This is a genomic window from Bartonella sp. AA1HLJMS (genome assembly GCF_042197445.1).
In the GTDB taxonomy this organism is placed as follows: Bacteria; Pseudomonadota; Alphaproteobacteria; order Rhizobiales; family Rhizobiaceae; genus Bartonella.
Genome location: NZ_JBHIRW010000009.1, coordinates 30,732 through 44,341, shown reverse-complemented (window position 1 = coordinate 44,341; position 13,610 = coordinate 30,732). Strand labels below are relative to the sequence as shown.

Here is a 13,610-nt window from a genome sequence, read left to right as displayed (position 1 = left end):
TATGACGATGATTGATTATAATTCAATTTCTCCAGGAATTTCTTGGTATGAAGATGCTTTAAGAGAACGTCCCTCTTATCCTTCTTTTTGTGAAAACAGACAGTGTGATGTGGTCATTATTGGAGGCGGATTTACGGGTCTTTCGGCTGCTTATCATTTAGCCAAGGCTGGAGTAGATGTTGTTTTATTTGAAGCATCACGTTTTGGTGATGGTGCTTCAGGGCGCAATGGTGGACAGCTGGGAACAGGGCAACGGCAATGGGTAGAAACATTAGAAAAAAAGTATGGTTTTGAGCGAAGTAAGGCTCTATTTGATTTAGCAGAAGAAGCTAAAAGAGATATTTTAGCTTTATGCGCAATGCCTAATTGTCCTTGTGATTTGATAGGAGGACAGCTTTCTGTAACTCATAAAAGGCGTGAGCTTCTCTCTTATCAACAGCATATTGAGGCGATGCAGCGTTATGGCTATCACGCGCTTACTTTTATGGATAAGGCTGAAACATTTGAGCGACTTGGATCAACTTTTTATTGTGGTGGTATTTATGATGCGGATACCGGTCATATAAATCCCTTAAAATTGATTATTGGGTTGGCAAAAAGAGCACAAGATGCTGATGCTAAGCTTTATGAGAAGTCACAAGTAACGACCGTAAGGCGCAAGGGAGCACATTGGAAAGTAATAACAGAAAAAGGTAGTGTAACAGCAGAGCATGTTTTACTTGCAACAAATGGGTATAAACTTGGTCTGGAGCGTTTTATTGAAAAAAATATTGTTTCTATTCGCTCTTATATTGGAGCAACGGACCCATTACCAAAGCATAGTTCAATTCTTATAGGGGGGGAATCGGTTGATGATTCCCGTTTTATGGTTCGCTATTTTCGCAAAAGCATTGATAATCGTCTCTTATTTGGTGGTGTAGAAAGTTATGATAATAAGCATCCTCTAAATTTAGATGAACGTATAAAACGGCAAATTGTTGAAATTTATCCTCAATTACATTCTATCAATTTAAGCCATCGGTGGGGAGCAACGGTTGCCATCACAGTTGAACGCATGCCCTATGTTCGCCAAATTTTTTCAAGGATGACTTATTGTGGTGGTTATTCAGGGCATGGCGTTATGCTGGCTCCTTTCGTGGGAAAATTATACGCAGAATGGTTAACTGGAAAATATGAACGTTTTTCCTATTTCCAAGACTTAAAGATTTCATCTTTTCCGGGAGGAAGAGTTTTGCGTTATCCGCTTATATTTTTAGCAATGCGTTGGTTTTCTTTATTGGATCGCCTTTAATGGAAACATTGCTTGAAATGAAGAAAATTAATGGCTTATTTAGTATCTGTCTGCTTTAATGATGAAAGCTTTTATAAGTGATATGGGATTTCATAATCGAATAGAAAAATAAACAAGTTCATGGTGCGTAAAATTATTCCAGTTTCTTCCTTTGATTGTATTGTTTTTGGTGGCAATGGTGATCTGGCGTTGCGCAAGCTTTTGCCGGCTTTGTATCATTGTCAGTGTGCTGGGCAATTCAGTGAGCCAACACGTATTATTGGGGTTTCGCGCACTTCCTTAAGTCGTGAAGAATATCAAAATTTTGTCCGCATTTCTTTAGAAAAACATATCCATCCAAAAGATCTCAATTCAACAGAACTCAATCGTTTTCTTGCACGTTTAACTTACGTTTCTGTTGATGTTACCTCAAATCGAGGGTGGGAGGATTTAGCCCTCCTTCTGTCACAAGATTCAGCGGATATTCGAGCTTTTTATTTGGCTGTTGGTTCGTCACTTTTTGCTGATATTGCGATGAAGTTGGAAAAAAATGATTTGGTGACACCACAAACACGGATTATCATTGAAAAACCAATTGGTTGCGATGTAAAAACAGCGGTTTCACTTAATGATGTATTTGCAAGTGCCTTTAATGAAGAGCAGATCTTTCGTATTGATCATTATCTTGGGAAGGAAACTGTTCAAAATTTAATGGCATTGCGGTTTGTTAATACACTTTATGAACCGCTATGGAACTCCAATTATATTGATCATGTTCAAATAACCGTTGCTGAATCTTTAGGGTTAGAGGGCCGTACAGAATATTATGAAAGCACAGGTGCTCTACGCGATATGGTTCAAAACCATATGCTACAATTACTTTGTTTGGTTGCGATGGAAATACCATTTACCAACAGTGATAATGCTGTGCGCGATGAAAAACTTAAAGTTTTACATTCTTTAACACCGCTTGATGTCCATAATGTAGGGCAGCATACTGTACGTGGGCAGTATCTTTCTGGTCTATCAAATGGTATATCGGTAGAGTCTTATTTTGATGATCTGGGAAGAGTGAGTAAGAGTGAAACATTTGTAGCACTTAAGGTTAAGATTGATAACTGGCGTTGGGCTAATACGCCTTTTTATTTACGAACAGGTAAGCGCATGTTCACGCGAATGTCTGAAATTGTTGTGGTTTTTAAACCTATTCCTCATAATATTTTTAATGTGGATTTAGATGAAATTTTTTCTAATCGGCTTGTAATTCGTCTCCAACCTGATGAAGGTGTAAAACAATGGTTGATGATTAAGGATCCAAGTTATGGCGGTATGCGGTTTCGTCACATTCCATTAGACATGAGTTTTGCTTCCGCATTTTCTGAACGTAATCCTGATGCTTATGAACGTTTATTAATGGATGTTATTCGTGGAGATCAAACACTGTTTATGCGTCGTGATGAAGTTGAGGCTGCTTGGCGTTGGATTGATCCAATCATTGAGGGATGGGAAGAAATAAAACAGCCTGTTCACAGTTATAACGCTGGTTCATGGGGGCCGTCTGCTTCGATGAGCCTCATGGAACGTGATGGGCGTATATGGAACAATTTAGTTTAGAGCAATAAGTATGTATAGAATGAATATTGACCGTTTAGATTTTGAAACCCCTCAGACTTTAGCCTTGGCATTAGCAGATCGAGTAGCAGCAGAGCTTAGTGTATCTGTTCTTGAGCGCAAGAGAGCTGTTTTAGCGGTGTCTGGTGGTAAAACACCAGAATTGTTTTTTCATTATTTGTCAAAAGCGGATATTGATTGGCAAAAGATTATTATCACGTTGGTCGATGAACGTTTTGTTCCTACACACGATGAACGTTCAAATGAACATATGGTACGGTGTCATTTGTTACAAAATTGTGCCGAAAAAGCACGTTTTGTAGGGCTTTATCATAAAGCAATTACTGCTGAACTTGCTGCTTTTTCAGCGGCGAGTCGTGTTAATACTTTGCCTAAACCCTTTGATGTTGTTGTTTTAGGAATGGGGGAGGATGGACATACGGCTTCTTTTTTTCCTGATGCTGATCGTTTAAAGCAAGCGCTTGATTTACGAACACAAGCACTTGTTTTACCCCTTCATGCTAAGAGTGCTGTTGAGCCAAGACTCTCACTAACTTTGCCAGTTATTATGCAATCTCGTTGTATTATTCTCCATTTTGAAGGTTTTCAGAAACGCGATTGTTTTGAAGAGGCTTGTCAAGACGGGTCTGAAATAGAAATGCCTATTCGGGCAATTTTGCGTAATTCCCCTCATCTCGTTCAGGTTTATTGGTCGCCTGCAGAAAATGAAATAAGTGAATCAAAATATGCGACACAAGGTGAATAAAAACGTAATCTCTCTCAATGAATGAGGGGCAGCAACAATGAAAGGGGGAGAGAAATATGGCACTTTCCAAGACAATTGCCACAGTTACACGAAGGATTTATGAACGGTCTCAATCAACACGAGAAATTTACTTAGATCGTATTGCAAAAGCACAAGTTCATCGCCCCAAACGGAGTTTTTTAGGATGTGCCAATCAGGCTCATGGCTTTGCTGCTTGTGGTGCAATAGATAAAGAGCGTTTGAAGGGAAATATCGTTGGGAATATTGGCATTATCACGGCATATAACGATATACTTTCAGCACATCAACCTTTTGAAAAATTTCCTCACTTAATTAAAGAGTCGGCCCGTATGGTTGGTGGTGTTGCACAGGTTGCAGGTGGTGTTCCCGCGATGTGCGATGGTGTTACGCAGGGAAATGCGGGGATGGAGCTTTCCCTTTTTTCGCGTGAAGTAATTGCAATGGCAACAGCTATAAGCTTATCACACGATGTCTTTGATGCAGCATTGTATCTTGGGGTGTGTGATAAAATTGTGCCAGGTTTATTGATTGGTGCCCTAACATTTGGTCATTTACCAGGAATTTTTATAGCAGCTGGTCCCATGACAAGTGGTCAAGGTAATGATGAAAAAGCGAAGATACGTCAACTTTACGCGGAAAATAAAATAGATCGGCAAACACTTTTAGCATCAGAAGCACGTTCTTATCATGGGCCAGGAACATGTACATTTTATGGAACAGCTAACTCTAATCAGGTGATACTGGAGATGATGGGGCTTCATATGCCTGGAGCTTCTTTTATTAATGCGAATACACCGTTGCGTGATGCTTTAACAAAAGAAGCTACGAAACGTGTACTTGAAATGACAGATCTTGGTGATCATTATAGTCCACTTGGTATGATCATTGATGAGCGTTCTTTTGTGAATGCCATTGTAGGATTAAATGCAACAGGAGGTTCTACCAACCATGCGATTCATTTGATTGCTATGGCTGCTGTTTGCGGTATTAAATTGACATGGCATGATATTGCAGAAATTTCATCCGTTGTGCCTCTTTTAGCGCGCATTTATCCTAACGGTTTAGCAGATATTAATCATTTTTACGCTGCGGGGGGAATGGGATTTATTATTCGCGAGCTTATCGAGGCAGGCTTGGTCCATGAAGATGTTTCTACGGTTTTTGGTAAAGATCTCAATGCTTATGCAATTGAAGCAAAGCTTTCTGCTGATGGTCATGTGGTGCGTGAAGCGGCTCTTAAGGAAAGTGGTGATCATAAGGTGTTAGCGGGGTGGAGAAAGCCATTTCAGCTTGATGGTGGTCTTCGTGTTTTATCAGGAGATTTGGGAACAGCTATTATAAAAGTTTCCTCTGTTAAACCAGAGTATTGGCAGATTAAAGCACCAGTCTTTGTTTTTAATGATCAAGAGGAACTACAAAAATCTTTTAAATCTGGAGTGTTGCATAATAAAGACTTTATCGCTGTCATTCGCTATCAAGGACCAAAAGCCAATGGTATGCCAGAGCTTCATAAATTAACGACCATTTTAGGCGTTTTACAAGATCGCGGTCAAAAGGTAGCATTGATAACCGATGGGCGTATGTCAGGAGCGTCAGGAAAAATTCCTGCTGCTCTCCATGTGACACCAGAAGCAGTGGATAATGGCCCCATTGCACGTTTGCAGGATGGTGATATTGTTTTTCTTGATGCTCATGAGGGTAAATTAACCCTTTTGGAGGATTTAGCAAAATTTAACGCGCGAAAAATCATATCTCCGGATCTTTCAAAAAACGAACATGGTGTTGGACGCGAACTTTTTCATGTTTTTCGTCAATCCGTTAATCGTGCAGATCAAGGGGCATCTGTTTTTATGACATGAAAAATGCAAAAATAAATAAGCTGAATCATATACAATTAAACCATATACAAGGAATTGTTACAATTTTTAGAATTTTGGTATAGGCAGATTGTATGATCGTGCGGCCGCTTTGAGTGTATTAACCATAAGCATGGCAATTGTCATTGGTCCAACGCCTCCTGGAACAGGGGTGATCGCAGCAGCTTTTTCTTTTACGTTTTCAAAATCGACATCACCAACAAGACGTGTTTTCCCTATACCTTTTTCTGGTGCAGCAACGCGGTTAATACCGACATCAATAACAATTGCACCATCTTTTATCCAGTCTTTTTTAATCATTTGTGGGCGGCCTACAGCTGCTACTAGAATATCAGCGCTTCGACACACATCATCAAGGTCACGGGTACGACTATGGGCAATTGTCACAGTGGCATTGGCTGCTGTTAAAAGGGCAGCCATAGGTTTTCCAACAATATTAGAGCGTCCAACAACGACAGCATCAAGTCCAGATAAATCTCGTCCACAGTGTTGTTCAATCATCATCATGGCACCAGCTGGAGTGCAGGGAATCATCGCATCTTCAAGTGCGTTTGCCGCGAGTTTTCCTACATTAATATAATGAAAACCATCAACATCTTTTTGGAAAGCAACGGCTTGTGTTATGCGATTTGTATTCATATGAGCAGGGAGAGGCAGCTGTACCAAAATACCATGAATTTTGGGATCAGAATTTAATGTTGTAATAAGTTGAAGGAGATCTTTTTCTTGCGTTTCTTTGGAAACGACATGTTTGATTGAAAGAAACCCACATTCTTCGGCTTTTTTATTTTTTGAGGTGACATATACTTGACTTGCAGGATCATCTCCAACGATAATAACAGCGATACTAGGTTGTATATTATAGTGATGGCGGAGCTTTGCTGTTTCGGCCTTAACTTTCACAATAATCTCTTCAGCAAGTTTTTTTCCGTCGATAATATTATTCATTCAGAGATCCTTTCGGTAAGGCTGTTTGTTTTTTTTGTAAAGCATTTTCTAATAATACGATAGAGTTTTATAGCAATATTCATATGAGAACAGTAAGAATGGTTTTATAATGTTGTGGATTTATAGTTTTGAAGACTTTTAAATAATTGCTTTATAAAGAAGCAGCAACATTGCTGTTTGAATAAATTTTGGATAAAGAACAAAAATAATGAAGATACAAAGTGGATATAGTGAATTATAGGATTATAAAAACTTTTTATGATCATTTAAGTTTGTTTTTAATCTGTTATAGGGGGATAAGTATAGAGGGATAATGTGCGCATCAGAATAATAAAATTTTTGAGCGGAGTTTTTATTACAATTATCTTTTTATTTGGAGTGGGGATTCTCGTTTTACCTTATCTTATTTCTACAGATGCGATTCGTATTCGTTTAGCGCAGGATTTAAGTGCATGGACGGGTTACAATGTGCAATTGCGTGATCCACCGCGGTTACATCTTTTTCCTTATCCTAAAGCATTTCTTTCTGGCGTTACTTTAACATCAAAAATGGATGATGTTGCGCCATTAATGGAAGCTGAATCAATAGAAGTTGATCTTTCTGTCGTCGATCTTCTTTGGGGACATATTTCTTTTTCAGAGACGCGGATTATGCGTCCTCAATTTGTTATGGAAAAGCCTGTTAAAACAATAGCAGATTTTTTTGATCGGTTTTCTCGCTCACAAGGTGCATTAGGGGTGGCTATACGTAATACGCGTGAAATATTAAAACATAATCCTGAGCATCCAGAGATAGAGCACCTTTTAAAACAACCTTTTGGACGGATTGTCATTAAAAATGGTGTTCTTGTGTATCACGATAGTTTTTCAGGAGTAGCAGAAAAAATAACAGGATTAAATGCAACTTTAGATTGGCCGGAATCAACTCAGGAAGTACGGTTACGTGCAGATGCGCGTTGGCGCGGAGAATTTACAAAATTATCACTTGATGCTTCTCAAGCATTGCTGCTTCTTGCAGGAGGCAAAAGTCATATTAGGGCAAGTCTCAATTCTGTACGTGGGGGAATAACTTTTACAGGAAAGGCTCGATTATCTGAATATTATATTTTTGACGGAAAAGTGTCGATGCGTTCTCCTGGATGGAATCAGACATTGTCTTGGGTTGGTGGAAATCAGTTTTGGGGACATAAATTAAAAATACCCATTGTATGGGAATCTCATTTTTTAGCGCAGCCAATGCATATCCAAATGAACAATGTTACATTTACGATGGGGAAAGCCAATGCGCGAGGAGCTTTAAAACTCGATTTTCAAGATTATGTACCAAATCTCATGGGCTCTTTAGCTTTTGATAACCTAGACCTTAGCCTCTTGGGTTCAATGTTTTTTTCAGGTAAAAAGAAAAATGCCTGCTTTGACATGAGAATTTTTGATCGTATTGGCGTGGATATACGACTTTCTGCGCCACAAGCTAAAATAGGAAATATTTCACTCACAAATTTAGCTGCTGCAATACAAATAAGAGATGGGCATGGTATTTTTGATCTTGGACATGCGAATATTTTTGGTGGATCCGTGCAAAGTAATATTGAAGTTACGTCAGCTGGACAGAAAGTGCGTATTGGAGGAAATATTTCAGGCGCTTCTATTGATATGCAGGAGACTTTAGAAATTTGGGGATTTATTCCATTTATACAAAGCAAAACGAATTTTACTGCAACGGTACGAACACTTGCTGATTCTTGGCCAGAAATTTTTACGAAAATGCAGAGTGAGTTAACACTGAAGATGTCTTCTGGTCGGCTATTAGGGTATGATCTGAATGAATTACAAACAAGACTTTCAAATAAACAACAATTTCTTTTAATGAATAATGATACTTTTTCAACAACATTTGATCACTGGGATATTCAGACAAGCTTTTCAGAAGGTATGATGAAGGTAACAGAGTCATTAATGCGTACAGCAGACTTGAGCTTATCCATTCAAGGAACCATTGCAACTGCTATTGCGCAAGGGAAGGAAAATGAACTGATATTACAGGCACAACTACGCAAAAACTATAGATCAGAAACTTTATGTAAAGATGTCCAATGTCTTGCTAATAGCCTTGCATGGCCTTTTACATTTTCTCTAAGCTCTAAAGGACAAAATCATGGTGATTTTTGGGTTACAAAAGATATTAACGCAGATTGAGTATCGTTTTTCATCTGTATAATATTCTATCCTATAATGGTAATTCGTCTTTTTGCAACTTAAAATTGTCTTTTAAATTTAAATCAGAGCTCCCATTATCGGAAGATTCTCTCATTTTAAATCCGTTCGTCGTGAAGCAGTAAAAACCATCCTCACCGTCATAATAAGTGAGGTTGGTATAGATAAATGACTGAAGAGAGGAATAAAAAACCTTCTTATGGAATCTTTCAAATACAAGAGATTCATAATATTGGTGCTAATCTTATAAAAATTGCTAAAAAACATTAAAATTTTAAGGAGGATGTTGGCCAGTGCTTATTGAATCGCAGAAGAAATACCATAGCCATCTTTGGTAATTGTATGCTTCCCGTCGGCTCCAACAGAACCAATTCCCACTGTAATCAAAATAAAGGCTAAGAGGGTTGTAATCGTAATAATTGTAGCTTTTTTAGCAGACATATTTTTCCTCCACGGATGCATCAATGACTGAATGCAAAGATGAATGGTGCATTATTTAAACTTTTATGAAAGCAGAATCACTTAAGGATCTATAAGTTCCTATTATTATCTCATAAAGCTAAAAAAACTCTATAATTCTTTAATATATTATAGTTCTATAGATATAATTTTTTCTTTTTGCTATATATTTTTCTTCATTTTCTCGATGACGATAGTGAGCATTGGCAAAATTTTTATGCGCATAAATTATAAACTTAAAAGATTATTTATTCGACAGACATTGGCTTTGAATGAAGAAATAAAGATAGAGGGGGCACAAGCTTCTTATCTTATGCATGTTTTGCGTATGAAAGAAGGAGCAGAAATTTTACTTTTTAATGGACAGGATGGTGAGTGGCTTGCTAAACTTATCACTGTTAAGAAAAAATTTGTTGTGGTTCAGCTTATCCATCAAGAAAGATTACAAACGACGCATTCCAATCTTATTTATTGCTTTGCTCCACTCAAAAATGCGCGGTTGGATTATATGGTGCAGAAAGCTGTTGAAATGGGGGTATCGATTTTGCAGCCTGTTATAACGCATCATACGCAGGTTACGCGTATCAATATGGCGCGTATGGAAGCCAATGTTATTGAAGCTTCTGAACAGTGTGGAATTTTATCTCTTCCTGAATGCGTATCGGCTCTATCATTAGCAGAACTTTTAGCACAGTGGGATGAGACACAGCCTTTATTCTTTTGTGATGAAGAGCATAAATCGCATAATCCATTACCTTCTTTTAAAAAGCGTGACGTTACAACACCTGGTATTCTTATTGGACCGGAAGGTGGCTTTAGTGAAGAAGAGCGGAGCTTTTTAAAAAAACATCCTTTTGTGGTTCCAATATCACTAGGTCCGCGTATTTTACGCGCTGATACTGCCGCTGTTGCTGCTTTGGCTCTTCTTAATGCTACCGTGGGGGATTGGGCAATGGATTGAGAAATCTGTAAAATCATTCTAAACAATTTATTTAAGATGATGATACCAATTATAGGATACGGTAAGTTATGGCGCTTGATATAACTGATGAAAGTGAAATTTATAACTTAGATTCTTTGGTTAGCTATTTCCAAGGGGGGTATAAAGCAGAAGATGATTGGCGCATTGGTACAGAACATGAAAAATTTCCGTTTTATAGAGATGGTTTTCACCCTGTTCCTTATGAAGGAGAGAGGGGAATCCGAGCGCTTTTAGAGAGGATGCAAAGCGCCTTAGGATGGAAACCTATTTTAGATGAAGAGAATATTATTGGGCTCGTAGGATCAGTTGATCAGGGAGCCATTTCTTTGGAACCTGGGGGACAATTTGAATTATCTGGTGCACCATTAAAATCAGTAAGCCATACATATTACGAGTTGATGGAGCATTTAACTCTTCTCAAAAAAATTGCAGAACCATTAGGTATAGGTTTTTTAGGTCTTGGAGCTAGTCCAAAGTGGACTTTAGCTGAAACGCCGCGAATGCCTAAATCACGTTATCAGATTATGACTGATTATATGCCTAAAGTGGGGTATAATGGTCTTAATATGATGTATCGCACATCAACAGTTCAGGTTAATCTTGATTTTTCATCTGAAAGTGATATGCGGCGAAAAATGCAAGTATCCATGAAGTTACAGTCCATTGCAACGGCATTATTTGCAAGTTCGCCCTTTACAGAAGGGCGCCCAAATGGCTTTTTATCGTGGCGTTCTGAAATTTGGCGTAATACGGATAATCAGAGGACAGGCGTTCTGCCCTTTGTATTTTCTGAGCGTTTTGGTTTTGCTGATTATGTTGAATGGGCCCTTGATGTTCCAATGTATTTTGTTGTGCGTGATGGTCGTTATTATGATTGTACACACATAACGTTTCGTCAGTTTATGAATGGAGCATTAAAAGGACAAGTTGCAAATTCAATTCCAAACATGGGAGATTGGATTAATCACTTATCAACGTTATTTCCTGAAGTCCGCTTAAAAAGATTTTTAGAAATGAGGGGAGCTGATTGTGGTTCTTGGAAGCGCATTTGTGCGTTGTCAGCTTTTTGGGTTGGGCTTCTTTATGATAGGGAAGCACTTAATGAGGCAGAGGCTTTGACAAAAGATTGGTGTTTTGAAGAAGTTTTAGAGTTGCGCCAACGTGTTCCTAAAGAAGGGTTAAGAACTCCTTTTCGTCAAACTATTCTTTTAGAGTTAGCACGTCAAGCTCTTACTATTGCTCGCAAAGGCTTAAAAAATCGCAAACAGTATGATACGAATGGTTTTGATGAAACAAATTTTCTTAATCCTTTAGAAGAGGTTGTTGCAATGGGACAAACAGATGCTGAAAAATATTTGTCCCATTACTATTCTATTTGGAATGAGTCTGTAGAACCTTTATTTTTAGAATGTGCCTATTAAATTTGAAGCAAAGATACTTCCTATTTTTTTAAAAATACATATCACCGTGGTGGTTCATTCACTCATTTGCTCTAGAGAGCATACCCTATCTTGCTTTTAACATTTCTCATAACGGAAAGGATACAATACAAAAATTTCTTGGGGAGTGTGATTTTTATACCTAATAATATCACGATATTTCCGTAATCATAATGTTGTCCCTTTGTACAAAAGATAGTTCATAAGAGATAAAGCTTATTATCAAACATTTTTTATTCACTTGGCTAAGCCTACTTATGAATAGGTCTGAAAATAATATTTTTTACTTTTAAAAGGGATAAAAAAATATAATTTGCCGTTAATAGTCAATTATTATAATTCAATATACGATGCTTATATGAAAGAGTATTTTATTATACAAAAATTACGATATCAATCTTTCAGTGCGCTAAAAAGAAAGTAGAAAAAATACCGATAGATCGATGTATGTATAACTCAATTTTATTTTTATAAAAAAAGAAATATATTATGTAAATAGATAGAAATAAAGATTATTATATATATATAATGAATGTGTTAATTACATCATTAAATATTGATAAATAAAAAATATTATCTTCATAGAGTTATATGAAATTATAAGCTATTCATAGATAAGAAATAACTATTTGTATGCAAAGGGGTATTATATTAAAATACTATTATTCTTGATAAAGAGGCACGAGATAAAGAGATTGAATTTGCAACGAATGAGTGTTTGAATACGCACAAAAAGTCAAAAAAGCACAACATTTCTATAGCAGAATAATCTTTATCAGTATGAGCGCAACTTATTATAGGCAATTAATTATCCCCATACATTGTAAATCTACTGTAAGACTGCTTTTAATGCTTTAAACTGTATTATTCATAAAATTTATAATATTTTTAGGTTTAAAGCCTCCCATTTTAATCATATATCCTCAGTCTTTTCCATTGTTTTCATTATCTAGAAATTTGTAATCGTCTTTGTTATGCTCTCACTAGGATAAGCAGCTTTAAAATGTGCTCGTCCTTCATCCCTAATGGCATCACGCCTCTGTAAACCAGATGTTTTTCTTTCCTTTATTGAATTTGCAAACAAATGGGATTGTTTTTCATCATGAACAGTTACAGAGATTCAACGTTTTTATAAAGATACCGTGGAAAGCATTGACCTGTATCTATTGCATCTAGATTAGGCAAATTCTTAGCTATCAATACAGAAAAAACGCTTCGTGCTCCTATGCCTGTAATTTGTATCATCCTATTTTCAACTTTTTGTCCTATCAGGACTATACGAGGCATTTGGTAAATTCCATCGTTGAGATTCCGATTACAATAAAACCACTGTTGCGTAAAAGGATGATATGAACTCTGAGTGAGGCATGCCTCTTCAAATTCAAAAACCTTTCCTCTTATTAGTTCTTGCGTAAGATTATAACTCCAACTTATCTTTTTTATATCTAAAGTGGCAAAATTATCTATAGCATGTGCACGTGTTGTTCGATCAGCATATGAATAGGTATCGTTAAAACGTTTTACTGCGCTATTATAAAAAGCAATCATATTATTTATATTTGCTGCTCAAGCTCCGCCCTCCAATGTTGCGACAGCTCTTGCATTAAGATGTTTCATAAAAGGTCTTTTTACTCCTTTCTTATACATTTTTACCCATACGCCAGCCCTGCTTGTGACGTGCAAGCAAATGATTTTGATTGATTCAAGATAAACAGGTTTGAAATGAGAGAATCTTACGTTATTCGGGACTCTCATTTAATATGCAAATTTAATATGCAAAACAGTAAATTATGATTATAAATCAACATGTTGTATTTCAAAGCCTTTTTATGACTATAAAAAGAGTTTTGAAAAATAAAAAAGCTTTCATTGAGAGCAAAGAAAGAATGTATAAAAAGTATTTTCAATAAAATAATTATATTTGAAGTGCTGATCAAAGCTATTGAGAGTGCAGTCCATAAAATGAGCAGAAGTAGCTTGTTGGTGTATTTTCTAGAAAAATCATGAATGTTCAATTGTTAAT

At 36.9% G+C, this 13,610-nt stretch carries 10 protein-coding genes; 7 read left to right on the top strand and 3 right to left on the bottom strand.

Annotated elements, in window-relative coordinates; translation table 11 throughout:
• The first annotated feature begins 7 nt into the window (after positions 1 to 7).
• The 4 genes from ACFIQE_RS04195 (at position 8) to edd (ending at position 5,527) form a co-directional block, all read left to right on the top strand.
• A complete protein-coding gene (locus tag ACFIQE_RS04195) occupies positions 8 to 1,291 on the top strand; it encodes an NAD(P)/FAD-dependent oxidoreductase (RefSeq protein ID WP_375707306.1) in 1,284 nt (427 codons plus the stop codon).
• 120 nt (positions 1,292 to 1,411) lie between these two features.
• Positions 1,412 to 2,884 carry a glucose-6-phosphate dehydrogenase gene (gene zwf, locus ACFIQE_RS04190; RefSeq protein ID WP_375707295.1) on the top strand — a complete coding sequence of 491 codons (1,473 nt, stop codon included), beginning with the start codon at positions 1,412 to 1,414 and terminating at the stop codon, positions 2,882 to 2,884.
• Positions 2,885 to 2,894: 10 nt separating this feature from the next.
• Positions 2,895 to 3,647: a 6-phosphogluconolactonase gene (gene pgl / locus ACFIQE_RS04185; protein WP_375629585.1), complete on the top strand. Its 753-nt coding sequence runs from the start codon at positions 2,895 to 2,897 to the stop codon at positions 3,645 to 3,647.
• A gap of 56 nt (positions 3,648 to 3,703) precedes the next feature.
• Positions 3,704 to 5,527, top strand: a complete 1,824-nt coding sequence (gene edd / locus ACFIQE_RS04180) for a phosphogluconate dehydratase (protein WP_375621108.1) — start codon at positions 3,704 to 3,706, stop codon at positions 5,525 to 5,527.
• A gap of 66 nt (positions 5,528 to 5,593) precedes the next feature.
• Here the strand turns inward: edd and folD are convergent, their stop codons facing one another.
• Entirely contained in the window at positions 5,594 to 6,493 is a 900-nt protein-coding gene (folD, locus tag ACFIQE_RS04175) for a bifunctional methylenetetrahydrofolate dehydrogenase/methenyltetrahydrofolate cyclohydrolase FolD (protein WP_375621107.1), read from the bottom strand.
• Between the two features lie 315 nt (positions 6,494 to 6,808).
• Here folD and ACFIQE_RS04170 point away from each other — a divergent pair, with 315 nt between their 5' ends.
• Entirely contained in the window at positions 6,809 to 8,689 is a 1,881-nt protein-coding gene (locus ACFIQE_RS04170; RefSeq protein WP_375707294.1) for an AsmA family protein, read from the top strand.
• Between the two features lie 315 nt (positions 8,690 to 9,004).
• On the opposite strand, the gene ACFIQE_RS04165 is transcribed toward ACFIQE_RS04170, so the two are convergent.
• A complete protein-coding gene (locus tag ACFIQE_RS04165; RefSeq protein WP_273790383.1) occupies positions 9,005 to 9,148 on the bottom strand; it encodes a hypothetical protein in 144 nt (47 codons plus the stop codon).
• 235 nt (positions 9,149 to 9,383) lie between these two features.
• Here ACFIQE_RS04165 and ACFIQE_RS04160 point away from each other — a divergent pair, with 235 nt between their 5' ends.
• Together ACFIQE_RS04160 and ACFIQE_RS04155 are read left to right on the top strand one after the other, a co-directional pair.
• Positions 9,384 to 10,127 carry a 16S rRNA (uracil(1498)-N(3))-methyltransferase gene (locus ACFIQE_RS04160; protein WP_375613542.1) on the top strand — a complete coding sequence of 248 codons (744 nt, stop codon included), beginning with the start codon at positions 9,384 to 9,386 and terminating at the stop codon, positions 10,125 to 10,127.
• Between the two features lie 68 nt (positions 10,128 to 10,195).
• A complete protein-coding gene (locus ACFIQE_RS04155) occupies positions 10,196 to 11,569 on the top strand; it encodes a glutamate--cysteine ligase (RefSeq protein ID WP_375621104.1) in 1,374 nt (457 codons plus the stop codon).
• A 1,128-nt stretch (positions 11,570 to 12,697) separates the two neighbouring features.
• Here ACFIQE_RS04155 and ACFIQE_RS04150 read toward each other — a convergent pair.
• On the bottom strand, positions 12,698 to 13,135 hold the full coding sequence (locus ACFIQE_RS04150) for a type ISP restriction/modification enzyme (RefSeq protein WP_375621103.1): 438 nt from the start codon (positions 13,133 to 13,135) through the stop codon (positions 12,698 to 12,700).
• Positions 13,136 to 13,610 lie beyond the last annotated feature (475 nt).

Bases quoted from the DNA above. Each gene is read 5' to 3' on its own strand.
- ACFIQE_RS04195 (WP_375707306.1), top strand. From the start codon at position 8: ATGATTGATTATAATTCAATTTCTCCAGGAATTTCTTGGTATGAAGAT.
- zwf (WP_375707295.1), top strand. From the start codon at position 1,412: ATGGTGCGTAAAATTATTCCAGTTTCTTCCTTTGATTGTATTGTTTTT.
- pgl (WP_375629585.1), top strand. From the start codon at position 2,895: ATGTATAGAATGAATATTGACCGTTTAGATTTTGAAACCCCTCAGACT.
- edd (WP_375621108.1), top strand. From the start codon at position 3,704: ATGGCACTTTCCAAGACAATTGCCACAGTTACACGAAGGATTTATGAA.
- folD (WP_375621107.1), bottom strand. From the start codon at position 6,493: ATGAATAATATTATCGACGGAAAAAAACTTGCTGAAGAGATTATTGTG.
- ACFIQE_RS04165 (WP_273790383.1), bottom strand. From the start codon at position 9,148: ATGTCTGCTAAAAAAGCTACAATTATTACGATTACAACCCTCTTAGCC.
- ACFIQE_RS04160 (WP_375613542.1), top strand. From the start codon at position 9,384: ATGCGCATAAATTATAAACTTAAAAGATTATTTATTCGACAGACATTG.
- ACFIQE_RS04155 (WP_375621104.1), top strand. From the start codon at position 10,196: ATGGCGCTTGATATAACTGATGAAAGTGAAATTTATAACTTAGATTCT.
- ACFIQE_RS04150 (WP_375621103.1), bottom strand. From the start codon at position 13,135: ATGATTGCTTTTTATAATAGCGCAGTAAAACGTTTTAACGATACCTAT.